General features: G+C 71.3%; 13 protein-coding genes. 12 read left to right on the forward strand and 1 reads right to left on the reverse strand.

The genetic code is table 11. The annotated features are described in order from the left end of the window. Positions 1–70 precede the first annotated feature (70 nt). The 4 genes from C4T78_RS09090 (at position 71) to C4T78_RS09105 (ending at position 6,427) form a co-directional block, all read left to right on the forward strand. Positions 71–691 carry a helix-turn-helix transcriptional regulator gene (locus tag C4T78_RS09090; RefSeq protein WP_093358445.1) on the forward strand — a complete coding sequence of 207 codons (621 nt, stop codon included), beginning with the start codon at positions 71–73 and terminating at the stop codon, positions 689–691. 129 nt (positions 692–820) lie between these two features. After that, positions 821–3,730, forward strand: coding sequence for a DUF11 domain-containing protein (locus C4T78_RS09095; protein ID WP_143186065.1), 2,910 nt, complete (start codon positions 821–823; stop codon positions 3,728–3,730). Between the two features lie 4 nt (positions 3,731–3,734). Next, positions 3,735–4,412: a Pvc16 family protein gene (locus C4T78_RS09100; protein WP_093358449.1), complete on the forward strand. Its 678-nt coding sequence runs from the start codon at positions 3,735–3,737 to the stop codon at positions 4,410–4,412. Then, positions 4,409–6,427 carry an ATP-binding protein gene (locus C4T78_RS09105; RefSeq protein WP_093358451.1) on the forward strand — a complete coding sequence of 673 codons (2,019 nt, stop codon included), beginning with the start codon at positions 4,409–4,411 and terminating at the stop codon, positions 6,425–6,427. The genes C4T78_RS09100 and C4T78_RS09105 overlap by 4 nt, the downstream gene beginning before the upstream one ends. Before the next feature lie 9 nt (positions 6,428–6,436). Here C4T78_RS09105 and C4T78_RS09110 read toward each other — a convergent pair whose 3' ends face one another. Continuing rightward, on the reverse strand, positions 6,437–7,606 hold the full coding sequence (locus C4T78_RS09110) for an eCIS core domain-containing protein (protein WP_093358453.1): 1,170 nt from the start codon (positions 7,604–7,606) through the stop codon (positions 6,437–6,439). A gap of 221 nt (positions 7,607–7,827) precedes the next feature. Between C4T78_RS09110 and C4T78_RS09115 the strand changes: the two genes are divergently transcribed. The 8 genes from C4T78_RS09115 to C4T78_RS09145 all read left to right on the forward strand — a co-directional run bounded on the left by C4T78_RS09115 (position 7,828) and on the right by C4T78_RS09145 (position 16,053). Then, positions 7,828–9,342, forward strand: a complete 1,515-nt coding sequence (locus tag C4T78_RS09115) for a phage tail sheath family protein (RefSeq protein WP_093358455.1) — start codon at positions 7,828–7,830, stop codon at positions 9,340–9,342. A 30-nt stretch (positions 9,343–9,372) separates the two neighbouring features. Further along, positions 9,373–9,813: a phage tail protein gene (locus tag C4T78_RS09120; protein ID WP_093358456.1), complete on the forward strand. Its 441-nt coding sequence runs from the start codon at positions 9,373–9,375 to the stop codon at positions 9,811–9,813. After that, entirely contained in the window at positions 9,810–10,256 is a 447-nt protein-coding gene (locus C4T78_RS09125) for a hypothetical protein (RefSeq protein ID WP_093358458.1), read from the forward strand. The genes C4T78_RS09120 and C4T78_RS09125 overlap by 4 nt, the downstream gene beginning before the upstream one ends. After that, positions 10,253–10,411, forward strand: coding sequence for a DUF6760 family protein (locus C4T78_RS36340; RefSeq protein ID WP_170210435.1), 159 nt, complete (start codon positions 10,253–10,255; stop codon positions 10,409–10,411). Before C4T78_RS09125 ends, C4T78_RS36340 begins: the two co-directional genes overlap by 4 nt. A gap of 2,278 nt (positions 10,412–12,689) precedes the next feature. Next, positions 12,690–13,124: a hypothetical protein gene (locus tag C4T78_RS35985; protein ID WP_143186066.1), complete on the forward strand. Its 435-nt coding sequence runs from the start codon at positions 12,690–12,692 to the stop codon at positions 13,122–13,124. Between the two features lie 15 nt (positions 13,125–13,139). Continuing rightward, entirely contained in the window at positions 13,140–13,565 is a 426-nt protein-coding gene (locus C4T78_RS09135; protein ID WP_093358508.1) for a phage tail protein, read from the forward strand. Further along, the gene (locus C4T78_RS09140) at positions 13,565–14,281 is read left to right on the forward strand and encodes a CIS tube protein (RefSeq protein ID WP_093358461.1); all 717 of its coding nucleotides are present in this window, start codon (positions 13,565–13,567) and stop codon (positions 14,279–14,281) included. Before C4T78_RS09135 ends, C4T78_RS09140 begins: the two co-directional genes overlap by 1 nt. Then, positions 14,281–16,053 (forward strand): VgrG-related protein, encoded by a 1,773-nt coding sequence (locus tag C4T78_RS09145; RefSeq protein WP_093358463.1) that lies wholly within the window; start codon positions 14,281–14,283, stop codon positions 16,051–16,053. The genes C4T78_RS09140 and C4T78_RS09145 overlap by 1 nt, the downstream gene beginning before the upstream one ends. The last annotated feature ends 28 nt before the right edge of the window (positions 16,054–16,081 follow it).

A 16,081-nucleotide genomic window follows, 5' to 3' on the forward strand; every position in this document is an offset into this window, starting at 1 on the left:
CGAACGGTCGGACCGTCCCACGCGAGAACGCGCAACACTGGATGCACGGGCGTTCTAACGAGGAGAGGCGATGACGAGGATCCCTGTCGCGGTCTACGCATCCGATCCGATACTCGAGGCCGGGGTGACCCACCAGCTGCGCCTGCGTCCCGAGGTGGAGATGCTCAGACCCAGCGACGAGCAGCGCGCCGAGGTGTCGCTGGTCGTGGTGGACCGGCTCGACGACGCCTCCGGTCAGCTGCTGCGCCGCCTGCAGCGCACCTCCTCGGTCCGCACCGGGCTGATCATCGGCGAGTTCGAGCAGGACGCGCTGCAGACCACCATCGAGTGCGGTGTGGCCGCGGTCCTGCGCCGCCGCGACGCCGACCAGGACCGGCTGGTGGGGATGATCACGGCGCTGGTCCGCGGGGAGGGCGTGCTGCCCGGCGACATGGTCGGCAGGCTGCTCGACCACGTGGGCAAGCTGCAGCGCAGCGTCGCCACGGCCGGGCACACGCTCTCCACGCTGGCCACCCGCGAGGCCGAGGTGCTCCGCCTCATCGCGGACGGCTTCGACACCAGGGAGATCTCGGTCAAGATGTCCTACTCCGAGCGGACGGTGAAGAACATCCTCCAGGAGGTCACCTCGCGCCTGCAGCTGCGCAACCGAGCGCACGCCGTCGGCTACGCCATGCGGCACGGCCTGATCTGAGCTGCCCGAAAGTGCCGAAGGGCTGCCCGCGCAACTGCCTGTCGGCTCCTGGGGACGCGCGCGGATCAGCGCCAGGATGCTGGGCACAGCCATCACCTGCGACGGAGGTCAACCGTGATCGGCGGCTCGATGCGCCTCGGAATCACGCTGCTCGGGGTCTTCCTGGTGCTCTCCGGGCTGATCGCGATCCCGGTCACCGCGCACCAGCGGCCGGCACCCGAACCGGCCCGCATCGCCTTCTCCGGGACCGGGCACCGCAGCCTGGGCATCGCCGGAGCCGGGCCGCGCGGCGGGACCGAGCCGCTGTTCGGCGGGCAGCGGCAGCACTTCGACCAGGACGTCTCCGCTCGCGGCGGGGCGATGGTGTTCACCAGCCTGCGCGACGAAGCCGCGCCGCAGGTGTACCTGCGGACGCACGACGGGCAGGTCCAGCGGCTCACCCGGGGCCGCGACGCGGCGAATCCCGAGCTCTCGCCGGACGGCCGCTGGGTGGCGTTCGACTCCGCCTCGTCGGGGCAGCGCGACGTGTGGTTGGTGCGCACCGACGGGACCGAGGCGCACCGGCTCACCAGCTCTCCCGGTGACGAGGTGAACCCGACGTTCTCCCCGGACGGGACGCGCATCGCCTACGCCGCGAACTCCAGCGGCCGGTGGCAGATCCACGCACGACCGGCCGGCGGCGGCGCCGAGCGGCAGCTGACCGCGGAGCCGACCGGTGCCGCGACGCAACCGGCCTGGAACCCGGTCGACGAGGACCGGATCGCCTACACCTTCGCGGTGAACGGCGAGCAGACCGTGCGCGTGCTGCGCGGCACCGGCACCGGAACGCCGCTGCCCGTGCAGGCCCGGGAACCCCGGTGGATGCCGGACGGTGAGGACCTGCTGCTCCTCAGTCCGCGTTCCCGCTCCGGCGCGGCGGACGGCATCGACCGGGTCTACCTGGCCGACGCCGACTCCCCGAACCCGCCGAGGCTGCTGCTGGAAGAGGACCGCAGCGTCGACTCCCCGACCTGGTGGCGCGGACGGCTGGTGGTGGCCCGCACGACCGCACACTTGCGCAACACCGCGCGGCTGCAGGACGTCCAGGTGGACGGTACCGATCCGCGCGACCTCGGGTCCGACGTGCTGACCGAGGATCCCAAGGCCGTCGATGATTCGATGCGGCTGTTCAAGCCCGAGCAGGGAGATCCGTGGACGCAGCGGCAGAGCTACTCACCGGACGGCAAGCAGATCGCGGTCAGCCGCTTCGAGACCGTCAACGGGCGGCGCGTCCAGCGGATCTGGCTGTTCGCCTCCGACGGCAGCGACCCGCGGCCGCTGCCGATCGCCGACCGCCGGGCAGGTGACTGGGAGACCGATGCCGCGTGGTCGCCCGACGGCGAGGAGATCGCCGTGGCCCGCAGGTCACCCGGTGGCCTGGACAGCCCCGGGCCGAGCCGGATCGTGGTGGTGAACGTCCGCACCGGCGAGGTGACCAAGCGGTTGGCGAACGCGGACCCGCAGCTGGACGACACCCAGCCCGCGTGGTCGCCGGACGGCCGCGCCTTCGCGTTCAGCCGCGGCAGGCCCACCGACGACGACCCGGCCCGCCGGGAGAACCACATCTGGCTCGCCGACGCCCGGACCTTCGGCTCGCAGCGGGACCTGAGCGACGTGATCTGCGAGTGCCTGGTGGTCGACGACAGCCCGGTGTTCGCCCCGGACAGCCGCAGCATCGTGTTCAACCGGGAGAAGGACGGGCTCTACCGGATGGACTTGAACGACGACAGCTGCGAGGTGCTGCTGCCGCGCGGGCAGAACAGCTGCGTCGACGTGCCCAGCGGCAACGGACCGTTCCAGCCCAGGGACGTCAGCTGGTCGGCGGACGGCCGTCGGCTCGTGCTGTCGCACCGCGCGATCGCGAAGGAGAACGCCCCGGAACACCTGTCGGTGCTGGACCTGGCCACCGGTGAGCTGAACTCGCTGACCGGCAGGCTGCCCGGGCGGCAGAAGGAACCCACCTGGCAGCCGACGGTCGACCTCGGCATCGACGCTCCTCCCGAGCAGCCCCAGGTCCAGCCCGGCGAGGTCATCACGGTGACGATCGCGGTGCGCAACCAGGGGCCGTCCGACGCCCCGGACACCGAGACGACCCTGCAGGTCCCGCCCGGCCTGCGGTTGACGGACATGTGGTCGTCCAAGGGCACCTGCGAGGGCGAGAAGTGCTCCCTCGGCACGCTGGAACCCGGCGATGCGGTCGAGGTCACGGCTCGGCTCGTCGCGGTGGTGGTGGGCGAGCACCGGCTCGTCTGGACGATCACCAGCGCGGTGCACGACACCGACGAGGGCGACAACACGAACACCACGGTGATCATCGTGACGCCGACCCCGGCGCCACCACCGCCGCCACCGCCGCCGGCCAGTCCCGGAGTCGCCCTGACCGTGGGACCGGAAACGTCCTACGTGGGCGGTCGGACCGGGGTGACCTTCACCGTGCGCAACACCGGCAGCAGCACCGCCACCGGGCTGGTGCTGGACATGGCCCTGCCGCCAGGAGTACCGGTGGTGCACGTGCCGCCCGGCTGCACGTCCGCGCAGTGCCAGCTGCCCGATCTGCCGCCGGGCGGTGTGCTCGCCAAGCAGCTGGTGCTCGCTCCGGACGCGGCTCTGACGTCGGAGATCCGGGCGAGGCTGCGGACCAGCGGAACGGACGCCGACCCCGGGGACAACGACGTCACCGCCCCCTACCGCGTGCTGCAGCCGCGCATCGTCGCGGTCCCGGCGGTCGGCGAGCCCGGGTTCGTGACCTCGGTGCGCGGCGTCGACTTCCCGCCGGGCGCGCCGGTCCGACTGGAGTGGTCGCCCGGCATCACCGCCGCAGCGGCACCGACCACGCCCGCGCCGGACGGGCGGTTCGCCGCGCAGCTGCTGATCCTGCCCAACGACCAGGTCGGTCCGCGCACCATCACCGCGTCGGGTCCGGGTTTCAGCCCGGTCACGGCGGAGTTCCTGGTCGTCGCCTCGCCCATCGCGCCGCCCGAGCTGGTGGAGTGGAGGTGAGCCGGTGATCCACGAGGTCGACGAGGCGTTGCGCCGGTTGCTGGCCGCGCACGACCTGCCCGGCGCGGGCGTCGAGCTCGGCTTCGAAGCGCCCACCACGGATTGGGCGGCCAAGCGCAACGCGCCCACGATCAGCGTCTTCCTCTACGACATCAGGGAAGAACCGGGTTTGCGGCAGAGCGGCCGGTTCGAGCGGCACGACGAGTCCGGTGCGGTGACCGGCTGGCAGGGCGCACCGCACTGGTTCCAGCTCTCCTACCTGGTGACGGCGTGGACGAAGCGCCCGCAGGACGAGCACCGGCTGCTGTCGGCGGTCCTGCGCTGCGTGGTCGGCCACGACGCGCTGGAGGCGGCGTGGCTGACCGGGACGCTGGCCGAGCTCGGCCTGACGGTGTCGTTCGAGGCGGGCGGAACGATGGCGGAGGGCCGCTCGGCGGCCGACGTGTGGTCGGCGCTGGGCGGCCAGCTCAAGCCGTCGATCAACCTCCAGGTGACGGCGCCGCTGGCAGGTGAGCGGACACCGGCCGGGCCGCCGGTCACCGAGGGCGTGGTGCTGCAAGCCGATGCCGATGCGCCGCGGCGGTTGCGCTACGACGGCCCGAGCACCGCCGAAGGGGAAGGTTTCGCGCCGTCGCGTCCTCGTCCTGAGCCGAAGCGGCGGCGCCGGGGGCCGCTCCCGTGACCGGCCCGCAGTACCTGTGGGCGCGGCTGAACGTGGTCGAGCAGCGGGTCCGGGCGCTGGTCGCGGCGCGGCGGGCGCTCGATCCGCAGCCGGACGATCCGCACCGGGGCCTCTACCTCACCCCGGAGGCCGTCGAGCGGATCCTGGCGGCGCCGGCGAAGTCGTGGCGGATGCCCGAGGCGGTGACGGCGGATCTGGACGCGCTCGCGGAGCCCGTCCCGGTGTTGCTCCAGCTGGCAGCGGATTTCGGGCTCAGCGAACTGGACGTGGAGCTGCTGCTGGTGGCGCTGGCCCCGGAGGTCGACGTCCGCTTCGAACCGCTCTACGGCTACCTGAACGACGACGTGACCCGCCGCCGACCGACGACCGGGCTGGCGCTGGAGCTGTGCGGCATGCCTTCGGCGGGCGACGGCCGGTTCCGGTTCTCCGCCGGTGCGCCGCTGGTCTCCGGTGGGCTGCTGGAGGTGCAGGAGCCCGATCGGCCGTTCCTCTCCCGCACGCTGCGGATCCCCGACCGCGTGGTCGCGCACCTGCTCGGCGATGACAGCGCCGATCCCGTCGCGGCCCGTCTCACGCGCCCCGCCGATCCGGGCGAGCCGGGCGCGCTGGCCAAGCGACTCGGTGCCGGGCTGGATTCCGGAGTCGCGTTCGTGCACCTCAACGGTGTGGAGGGCACCGTGCGCGTGGCGGTGGACGCCCTGGCGGTGAGCGGCCGAACTGCGCTGGTGCTGGATGCCGGGGAGCTGGCCGACGAGCCCGAGCCGCAGGCCGCCCTTCCCGCCCTGGTCCGGGAAGCGCGGTTGCGGCGCGCAGGAATCGTGTTCGGTCCGTTGGAGAACCTGGCTCCGGAGCGGCCCGAACGGGCGCGGCTGCTGCGCGCGGTCGTCGCCGCGACGGCGCAGGTTCCGCTGTTCCTGCACGGCTCGCGGAGCTGGGACCCGGGCTGGTCCCGGCGAAGCCCGGTGTCGATCCGCGTCGAAGCCGCTCAGCCCGAGGCGCGAGCCCGGGAATGGCGCCGGGCGCTAGCGGTGCCCGAAAGTGCGCCCATCGACGCCCTGGCGGCCTACCAGCTCGACCCCGATCAGATCAGCCGGGCGGCGTCGGTCGCCTCGCAGCTCGCGGCGCTGGAGGCGCGCCCGGTGGAGCTGGCGGACGTGCAGGCGGGCGTGCGGGCGCAGAACGGTGCTGGTCTGGAGCGTCTGGCCCGGCGCATCACGCCTGCGGTCGGCTGGGACGACTTGGTCCTGCCCGAACCGACCCGCGACCAGCTGGCCGAGCTGTCGCTGCGCGCCCGCCACCGCGACCGCGTGCTCGGCGACTGGGCCATGCGGCCGGGAGGCGGCCGGGGCCGCGGCGTGATCGCGCTGTTCGCCGGCGAGTCGGGAACCGGCAAGACCATGTCGGCGGAGGTAGTCGCGGCGGACCTGGGCGTGGACCTCTACGTGATCGATCTGTCCACAGTGGTGGACAAGTACGTGGGTGAGACGGAGAAGAACCTGGAGCGCATCCTCACCGAAGCCGCGGGCGTGAACGGAGTCCTGCTCTTCGACGAGGCCGACGCGATCTTCGGCAAGCGCTCAGCGGTCAAGGACGCCCACGACCGCTACGCCAACGTGGAGTCGGCATACCTGCTCCAGCGCATGGAGTCCTTCAACGGCATCGCGATCCTCACCACGAACCTCCGCGCGAACCTCGACGAGGCCTTCACCCGCCGCCTGGACGTGATCGCGGATTTCCCCCTGCCCGACGCAACCCAGCGCGAAGCCCTCTGGGACCGCTGCCTCGGCAAGGCAATCCCCCGGGCCTCCGACCTGGAACTCGGCTTCTTCGCAGAGCGCTTCGAGCTCGCCGGCGGCTCCATCCGCGCCTGCGCCGTCACCGCCGCCTATCTCGCCGCTGAGGCCGATGAGCCGGTCCGCACGACGACACTGCTCACGGCGGTGCGCCAGGAATACGGAAAGCTGGGCCGATTGGTACTGGAAACCGAGTTCGGGGCGGGGCCGGAGAAGACTTGAGCAACGCGACTACCGTTCACGACGAACATCGACGTAGCCGGTCTCCTCAAGAGCGTCCAACGCCTTCTCGGACGCACGCTTGCCCCCGGCGACCTGCGGTTGGTACAGGTGTTCCACGATAAGCGTGATGCGGAACCAGTAGGTCCTGTTCTGGTCGTCCTGGAGGCCGTTCCGCACCAGGTCGCGGATCGCCTCCGTGCACCCCTTCGACTTCTTCGAGGTCGCGGGCAGGCCTTCCCGGCTCTCGGACGTGCACGGTGATTTGGTCACCGTGACGACGATGTGGTTGGTCCGGTGCAGTTGAAACCTGTCGAGATTGGCCCGCAAATAGCCGATCAGAACGTCCTCCGCATGCTGGGCTTCCTCATCCGCGGTTCCCGGGATGTTCTGCGTCGTCGCCAGATTGGCGGCCGCCCCATCCCGGCTAGGGTCGATCACAGATGCATGGGTGGAATAGGACGATGCGAACCACTGGTCATTCGTCATCTGGTTGGAACTGACTCCGCGACCGGGTTGCGCTCTTTGCAGAACTGCCTCATCCGGCGGACCGTGCAGGTGTTTCTCGGCCGGATCGTGCTGAAGCCGGATCGTCATCGCCTGCTGCCCGCCCCGCTCAGCACGTTGCACGGCGGCCTCTCCCCTGGTGATCCGAGTGGCGGTCGCCTCCGCTTCGCGTTCGAAGCGGTCCGACGGGTCGGAGACCTTGAGGCCGTCGCCGTTGTCGGTGCCGGACACCGGGCCCGAGCGCTGCTGGAGGACGTGGGTCAGCTCGTGGGCGAGGGTGTGGTCGTCCGCGCCGCCTGCACCGACCACGATGTGGTTTCCGGAGGTGTAGGCGCGGGCACCGATCTCGGCCGCCGAGCGCTGCGCGGTGGTGTCGGTGTGCAGGCGGACGTTGGAGAAGTCCGCGCCGAAGCGGGACTCCATGTCGGTGCGGACGGACGTGTCGAGTGCTTGCCCTGGTGAGCGCAGCACGTCGTGCACGGTGGATCTCTGCACCTGTGCCTCATCGCTGTGCTGGGCGCCGATCATCCGCGCGACGGCGGCGTTTCCCAGGGTTCGCTGGAGGTGCAGGACGTGCGCCGCGGATCCGGGGGCCGTGGCCGGACCAGTGGTGTCGGTTTCCACCGGCCGCGCTTTCGACGCTGATTCCCGCTCGGCGTTGTCGTGCTCGCGCATCGGGTTCCTCCTCGCGACGTAGCTGCTCACCACTGGTACCGCGCAGGCGTGGTGGTCGGAATGGCCGGACGGGCAGAGCCGGGGGCACCGCTCCCGGAGGCAAGGCCCGGTTGCCCGGAGAGGCAGGGGCGCTGCCCTCGGTGTGGGCCGCGTGGACCTGTTCGCGCGCTACGCGGGGCACGAAGCTCGGTGGCACGAGCGCCTCAGACGAAGGAGCGAACATGCCGTCGTACCTGTCCCCTGGCGTTTACGTCGAGGAGGTCCAGAACGGGGCCAGACCGATCGAGGGGGTCGGGACCGCTGTTGCCGCCTTCGTCGGTTTCGCTTCGCAGGGGCCGTTCCACGAGCCGACGCTGGTGACGAACTGGAACCAGCACGTCCAGACCTTCGGCGGGTTCGACGAGAACTACCTGGGGCGCTCCGTCTACGGCTACTTCGCCAACGGCGGTGGTGCCGCCTACGTCGTGCGCATCGGCGGGCCGTCCACCGCCGCGCACACCGACCCCGCACCGGCTCCGGTGGAGATCGGCGGCTTGCGGATCGCGGCACTGCCCGGAGCGGGTGCCGACCTCACCGTCGAGGTCGCCGACGCCGAGGGCGAGAACCCGCCCGAGGACCGGTTCCGGCTGGTGGTCAGCCAGGGCGGCAAGGTGGTGGAGACCTTCGACGTCTCCACCAAGAAGAACGTCAAGAGCTACGTCGTCAGCCAGGTGCGCGAGCGGTCCAAGCTCATCGAGGTCACCGAACGCGGCAGTGCGGCGCTGACCCGGCCGGACAACCAGTCGGTCGCGCTGGCCGCCGCGCCGAGCCCGGCGGCACCGGCCGCTGTGGACGCGCGGGAGTACGTCGGGGACCTCGCCGCACGGACCGGGTTCGGCGGGCTGGAGACGATCGACGAGATCACCATGGTCGCGGTGCCCGACCTGATGAGCGCCCACCAGCGCGGCCTGATCGACGCCGAAGGCGTGAAGACCGTTCAGCTGGCGGCGATCTCGCACTGCGAGCAGATGGGCGACCGGGTCGCGCTGCTGGACGCCCCGCCCGGGCTCAACGCCCAGCAGGTCCGGGCCTGGCGGTCCGAGCAGGCCGGTTACGACTCGAAGTACGCCACCCTGTACTACCCGTGGATCAAGGTGTTCGACCCGGCCAGCGGCCGCAACGCGATGGTCCCGCCGAGCGGGCACGTCGCCGGCGTGTGGGCGCGCAGCGACGCCGAGCGCGGCGTGCACAAGGCACCGGCCAACGAGGTCATCCGGGGTGCGGTGGACCTGGAGGTCAACCTCAGCAAGGGCGAGCAGGACATGCTCAACCCGATCGGGGTGAACTGCATCCGGGCGTTCGCCGGGCGCGGCATCCGGATCTGGGGCGCCCGCACGCTCTCGTCGGACCCCGGCTGGCGCTACCTCAACGTGCGGCGGCTGTTCAACTACCTGGAGGAGTCGATCCTGATCGGCACCCAGTGGGTGGTGTTCGAACCGAACGACGACCGGCTGTGGTCGAGCATCCGGCGCAACATCAGCGCCTTCCTGCACCAGGCCTGGCGCGACGGTGCGCTGTTCGGCCGCACCGCGGCGGAGGCGTTCTACGTCAAGTGCGACCGGGAGAACAACCCGCAGGAATCGATCGACCTCGGCCAGGTGGTGTGCGAGATCGGCGTCGCGCCGGTCAAACCCGCCGAGTTCGTGATCTTCCGGCTCTCCCAGTTCTCCGACAGCACCAGTCTGGTCAGCGAGTAGTCCCGACAGCGCGGAAGGCGACGGGTAGTCATGGCACAGGGCGACACTCTCTCCACCCACCGGTTCGGCGTCCAGCTCGGCGGCATCACGGTGGAGTCGGTCAAGGAGATCAGCGGTCTGACCGTCGAGCAGGACGTGGTCGAGACCCCGCAGGTCACCCCGACCGGCGAGCGGATCTACAAGAAGCAGCCCGGTGGGCAGAAGGGCGGCGAGGTGACCATCACCCGCGGCCTGGACAAGAGCTCGGCGTTCACCGACTGGATCAAGAAGACGCTGCTCGACGGCGACGTCGAAGGCGCCCGGGAGAACCTCACCATCGAGATCCAGGACTCCCAGGGCGAAACGGTGCGCCGGATGCAGCTCTACGACGCCTGGGTCAGCAAGTGGGACGGCCCGGAGGTCAGCGCGGGCGAGTCCAACCCGGCGACGGAGAAGGCCACCATCGTCTTCGAGCGGATCGAGGTCGAATGAGGCGACGCATCTCCTCGCTCGGCGAGCTCGACGAGGTCGCGGGCAAGAACCGGCAGGTGAGAGCCGCCCCGGCCCAGCACGACGAGTTCGAGTTCGAGCTGCCCCGCGGCTACGTGCACACCGACGGCACGCTGCACCGCCGCGGCCGGATGCGGCTGGCGACCGCGAAGGACGAGCTCCGGCCGCAGATCGACCTGCGGGTCAAGGAGAACCCGGCCTACCTCAGCGTGGTGCTGCTCAGCCAGGTGATCACCGGGCTGGGCGAGATCACCGACGTGCACGCGGGCGTGGTGGAGAACATGTACGCCACCGACGTGGCGTTCCTGCAGGACTTCTACCGGCGGATCAACAGCGAGGGCCACACCAGGGCCGGGGTCACCTGCCCGTCGTGCGACACCGCGTTCGAGGTCGACCTGGCAGGTGGGCGCCTGGGGGAATCGTGACGTACGCGGCCGACCGGCTGCACGAGGAGGTCGCGTACATCGCCTACCACTTCCACTGGACGCGCGACGAGATCCTGGACCTGGACCACCGCGAACGCCGGCGCTGGGTGCGCGAGATCGCGCAGCTCAACACCCGGGTGAACGAAGGGGGGTGAACCGTTGGGCCTGCTGGACATCTTCCGCCGCCGACGCGACGACAGCCAACCGGCCCCGGATGCCGCCGCGTCCGATCGGGACGGCGGGTGGCGCCGGGTGGCGCGGGATCCCTCGGTGCTGCAGCGCGCGTCCTGCGATGTGACCGGGGCACAGCGGTTCCGCAGCTCCGTGGTCTCGTTCCGCGATCACGGTGTGCTGACCGGCCTGGGGCACCGCCTCGACCCCGGTGCGCCTGCTGGAATCCTGCACGGGCTGATCCACCCGGTCACCGGCACTCCCGTGCAGCGTTCGGTGAGCGGGGACCTGCCGGTGCGGTACCGCCGTGACGAGTCCGCCGATCCGCAGGCGACCGGTGACGTGCCTGGTGCGCCCGTCGAGAGGCGGACTTCAGTTCCGGTTGTGCAGCCGCGTCGGCTGTCACCGCCGTTGACCGTGGCGCGACCTGCCGTGCCACCGGTGTCCCGGGCCGTGCGCGTGGTGCGCCCGCGTTCCAGCGATCCGGTGGTAGTTCCGCAGGAGAACGTGAGCAGCCCGCTTTCTGATGGCACCGAAACCCGGCTGGACGTGCTACCTCCGCAGGCGGTGCAGCGCACGGCACCTCCGTCCGAGCCCGGTGACCGGCTGCGCGATCTTCCGCCGAGCGCCGTCGTGCTCCCCGCCAGCGAACCGGCCGAGAACATGCCCTTGACGAGCGTCTCGGCGGTACCCGATGTGCAGGCCAGCGGGACTCCGGTGGTCCAGCGAAAGATCGGTCCGACCGTCCGGGGGCTGTCCAGGGCGGTCGGTGAGCAACCGCCGGGGGCCAGCCCTCGACTGGGGATCGGGGCGCCGATCCCGGAGATCCCGAAGTCCGCGATTCCGGTCAGCGCTGGGAGTTCGCCGGATTCCACGCCGCTGTTGGGTGCTGCTCCCGTGGTGCATCGCCAGTCATCGGCGGCAGAACCACCGGGCCGCGCCGCTGCGGACCGGCTTGCCGGGACGACAGCGCAGGACAGCGGTTCGAGCGCCGGAACCGAGATGGCCGTTCCGCACACCGCCTCTAGTGGCACGGAACCCGCGGTGCAGCGATCAGCCGGGCGGCGGGTGCGGGAAAGCCCAGTTCGGCCGGATGTTCCAGCCGTTGCGGAGTCGTCAGCGGCTCAGGGAACCGCACGCCCCGTGGTGCAGCGGGTCTCCCTCCCCGGTTCCGACGGCGCCGGGTCAGGAGAGGCACATGCCGAACCCGGACGCCCGGTAGAAACCGCAGAAGCCGTGGCCCTGTCGAGGACTGAAGCGGCGCATCCAGAAGTCGAGCAGCCAGTACTACGGCGGGCATCGACTCCCGAACCCGAACATCCGGTGCCGGAAGCAGTCGTTCAGCGAGTGGTGCACTCCGAAGCCAGGAATCCGTCCGTGCGCTCAGAAAGCCCGCGACCGCGTCTTCCCGATGCCGGAAGCTCACCGTCCGCAGCGGCTCCAGAATTCCGCCTGGACGAGCCCGAGGTACCTCCGGTGCAGCTTCCGGTGATTCAACGACGCCCGAATCCATCGGTGGCACCGGAAGAACCCGCGGGACAGGGACCGCACTCCCCCGGTGTCGGAGGCCCTTCGAGCCCTCCGCAGACCCACCAGGACAGGCCCGTGCTGCCCGACGCACAGCATCCGGTGCTTCAGCGAGCTGCCCTTGCTGAATCCGGAGCACCGGAGCTTCCGCGCCACGCACTCAGAGCACCGGCTGCCGAGCAGCCCGTTGTGCAGCGAACTCCTGCTCCCGAACCTGAACGTCCGGGCTCTCAGCAGGTTTCGGAGAGCCGTGCGGCCACGGAGGCCGGATCACCCGTGATTCAGCAGCGATCCCACCGGCACCGTGCGCAGGTTCGGGAATCGTCCAGCAGCTCCCGGGACTATGCGCCCTCGACACCCGGTGCGCGAGCACCCGCATCCGGGAACTTACCGAGCTCCGAGGCTCCGCTGATCCAGGACGCCCCCGTACTACAGCGAATTCCGCTCCCGAGCGGTGCCAGCGACGTTGCCCCTTCCAGGACGGCCGACGAACCGCTTCCGGTGCCGTCGAGCCAGCCGTCCCCGCAAGACAACGCGTCCCAGCCTCGGGAAAGCACCCGTTCCCCTCGCCCGGCACAGCCCGCGACGACCGTCCAGCTCCGGACGCAATCCAACGATGCCGCACCCACGCGGCCTGTGATGTCCCCACCGCACGTTCAGCGGGTTCGGCCGCTGCTGGGGCAGCGACAGCTCACCACCAGGGCCACCTCCACAGCCGCTCGCCCCGCTCCACCCGTGGCACAGCTGCGTTGGGGCCGGGCAGCACCGCCACCCGCGAGCCCGGCCATGCCCGCACAGCGCAGTCCGGCAGAAGTGCAGCGCACCCGTCTTTCAACGCCGCCCCCGACGCTGCCGCTGGACGCGCCGCCGGTGAGTCGGCCGATCCCGGAACCGCACACACCGGTGCAGCTCGCGACCACGTCCGCCGACCGGCCGAGCGGGCAGCCGGGCACCCGGATTCCGGGAATCCCCGCCGGAGTGCCGGTGACCGTCGTGCAGCGGGACGCGCAACCGGCCCCGACACAGCAGCAGGACGACGCGGGTGCCAGTGGCGAACCCGATGTCGAGGAGCTGGCCCGGCGGCTCATCGAGCCCGTCGGACGGCTGCTGCGCGCCGAGTTCCGGCACGGCAGGGAACGGATCGGGCGGCTGCACGACCGCCGCCGCTAGGAAGGAGAGTTGTCGGTGCCGCAGGAGATCTTCGCATCCAGCGTGTTCTTCCGGCTGACCATCGCCGGCGACGACCTGGGCAGGTTCCACACCTGCAGCGGGCTCGGCGCGCAGGTGGAGGTGGAGCAGTTCGCCGAGGGCGGCAACAACGGCTTCAGCTGGCAGCTGCCCACCCGCATCACCTGGACCAACATCACCCTCACCCGGCCGGTCACCAAGGACACCGCCAAGATCTCCCGGTGGCTGGCGCAGACCATCCGGCGCGCCGAGCGCAAGAACGGCGAGATCGTCGCGCTGAAACCGGACCTCACGCCCATCGCCCGGTGGCAGGTCCTCGGCATCGTGCCGATCAGCTGGCAGGGACCGTCGTTCGACCCGGGCAGCGCCGAGGCCGCCGTCGAGACGCTGGAGATCGCCCACGAAGGACTGGAACCCGCGTGATGGCCACCGCACCGGGGAAGAACCTCGCCCGCGCCGCACTGCTGATCATGGAGCCGCCCGCGCAGGTCGGCGCGAAGCCGGGCGGCACGATCAAACGGGTCAAGTTCCAGTTCAACCCGAACCGGCTGTCGCTGACCAAGAGCACCGAGTGGCGGCGCAAGCCCACCCGGATGGCCAGCGAGTCGGCGCTGCCCGAGTTCGTCGGCAGCGGCCCGCGCTCGCTGTCGCTCGAAGTGTTCCTCGACGCCACCGCGACCCACGACGGTTCGGTGGAGGCGAAGGTGGAGGAGCTGATGCTGGCCTGCGTGCCCACCCCGAAGAGCCTGGCGGCGAAGAAGCCGGCCAGCCCGTGGGTCCGGCTCGAGTGGGGCACGGCCAAGACGACCTCGTTCGACGGGGTGCTGTCGAGCTTCTCGGTCGACTACTCGCTGTTCGACGTCGACGGCAAGCCGCTGCGCGCCACCTGCTCGCTGAGCATCGACGAAGCCGGCGCCGACACACCGGGCCAGAACCCGACCTCGGGCTCGGACAACGCCCGCCGCACGCACCGGGTCGTCGCCGGGGACAGCCTGCCGCAGCTCGCCTGGCACGAGTACGGCGACGCCGGGCAATGGCGGGTGATCGCCGAGGCCAACGGCATCGACGACCCCATGGTCCTCGCCCCGGGAACCGAGCTGCTGGTCCCGGCCCTCGAAGACGCTCCGGACGGTGCGTGATGGGCGGCGACAGCGCCGGGCGGTCCATCGCCGCCGACCCGGTCGTGACCTCCGGCGGGCCGCTGCCACCCGCCTGGCAGAAGCAGCTCACCGGCTGCGTGGTGGACGAGAACGTCGGGCTTCCCGACACCGCGACCCTGACCTTCCGGGACCCGGACCACGAACTGCTCACCGCGACCGGCATCACCATCGGCGCCCCGCTGGCGGTCTCGGTGGTCACCACCGGCAGCCGAGCGCCGGAGGAGCTCTTCGCGGGCGAGGTCACCGCGCTGGAGCTGGACTCCGACGGCACCGGTTCGTTCACCGTGGTGCGGGCCACCAGCAAGGCGCACCGGCTGATGCGGGGCCGCAAGGTCGTCGCGTTCCGGAACATGACGGCGACCGCGATCGTGCGGAAGGTCGTGGCAGGCGCCGGACTGCGAGCCGGCCGCATCGAAGCGAAACCGATCACCTACCCGCAGCTGTCGCAGGCGAACGTCTCGGACTGGGAGTTCCTGCAGGACCTGGCTCAGGAGCACGGCGTCGTGGTGCGAGTCGACGGCAAGGGCACCGTCGACTTCGCAGCGCTCGACGCGGCATCGGGCGCGCCCGCCCCGACCACCTCGGCGGCCAAGAGCCCGTTCGTGCTGGAGTACGGCCGCAACCTGATGGCGCTGCGCGCCGCGCTCACCGCCGCTGACCAGGTCGACTCGGTCGAGGTGCGCGGCTGGAACGTGGCCACCAAGAGCCCGCTGCTGGCCAGGGAATCCCCGGCGACCAGCGACACCGTGCGGCCGGGCCTGTCCGCGTCGAGCGCGACGCGCAAGTTCGGCGGGAAGGCGCGACTGCTCGTCACCGACACGCCGTACGGCACGCAGGCCGAGGCCGCCGCGGCGGCGCGCTCGCTGGCCGAATCGATGCGCGCGGGGTTCGGGGAGTTCGAGGCGGTGGCCGAGGGCGACCCGAAGCTGCGCGCCGGCACACCGGTCGCCCTGGGCAACGTCGGGAGCGCGTTCTCCGGCAAGTACACCGCGACGGCGGTGCACCACGTGCTGGAACCCGGGCAGGGCTACCGCACCACGGTGCTGGTCAGCTCCTCCCCGGACCGGTCGCTGGCAGGACTGGCCGCCGGTGCCTGCGCCGCCGCCCGCGGCCCGCGGATGCCCGGGCTGGCCACCGGGATCGTCACCGACATCAAGGAGGAGGGCCGGGGCGAGCGCGGCCGGGTGCGGCTGAAGTTCCCCTGGCTGGACCCCGACTACGTGACCGACTGGGTCCGCACCGTGCAGCTCGGCGGCCAGGGCGGCGGGGTGTTCGGCCCGGACGTCAACGACGAGGTGCTGGTGGGCTTCGAGCAGGGCAGCCTCGACCGGCCGTACGTGCTCGGCGGGCTCTACAACGGCCGGGACAGCCCGTCGCCGCACGACCTGCCGCTGGTGGACCGCACCAGCGGCAAGGTCAACCGGCGTTCGCTGGTCTCCCGCAAGGGACACCGGCTGGAGCTGGTCGACTCGGCCACCGGACCGCCGGGCATCCGCCTGGCCAGCGGGAACAAGCGGCTGGACATCAGGCTCGACGAGAGGGCGAACACGATCGAGATCAGCGTGCGCGGCCCCGGCGGGCGGCGGGTGCTCAGCTCCGTGAAGCTCACCGCCGGCGGCATCGAGCTCGACGCGGGAACCGGGGACATCACCCTGTCCGGCAAGTCGGTGTCGGTCAACGGCCGCACCGGCGTGGAGATCGACGGCGGCGCGAGGGCGACGCTGCGAGGCGCCATGGTCCACATCAACTAGAGCCCAGCGAGCGAGAGGAGTTCCCGCG

Source organism: Saccharopolyspora kobensis (assembly GCF_900108315.1).
Taxonomy (GTDB): Bacteria; Actinomycetota; Actinomycetes; order Mycobacteriales; family Pseudonocardiaceae; genus Saccharopolyspora; species Saccharopolyspora kobensis.

Coding starts and splice junctions, on each gene's coding strand:
- C4T78_RS09090 (WP_093358445.1), top strand. CDS start 71: ATGACGAGGATCCCTGTCGCGGTCTACGCATCCGATCCGATACTCGAG.
- C4T78_RS09145 (WP_093358463.1), top strand. CDS start 14,281: ATGGGCGGCGACAGCGCCGGGCGGTCCATCGCCGCCGACCCGGTCGTG.
- C4T78_RS09140 (WP_093358461.1), top strand. CDS start 13,565: ATGGCCACCGCACCGGGGAAGAACCTCGCCCGCGCCGCACTGCTGATC.
- C4T78_RS09120 (WP_093358456.1), top strand. CDS start 9,373: ATGGCACAGGGCGACACTCTCTCCACCCACCGGTTCGGCGTCCAGCTC.
- C4T78_RS09095 (WP_143186065.1), top strand. CDS start 821: ATGCGCCTCGGAATCACGCTGCTCGGGGTCTTCCTGGTGCTCTCCGGG.
- C4T78_RS09110 (WP_093358453.1), bottom strand. CDS start 7,606: ATGCGCGAGCACGACAACGCCGAGCGGGAATCAGCGTCGAAAGCGCGG.
- C4T78_RS09125 (WP_093358458.1), top strand. CDS start 9,810: ATGAGGCGACGCATCTCCTCGCTCGGCGAGCTCGACGAGGTCGCGGGC.
- C4T78_RS09115 (WP_093358455.1), top strand. CDS start 7,828: ATGCCGTCGTACCTGTCCCCTGGCGTTTACGTCGAGGAGGTCCAGAAC.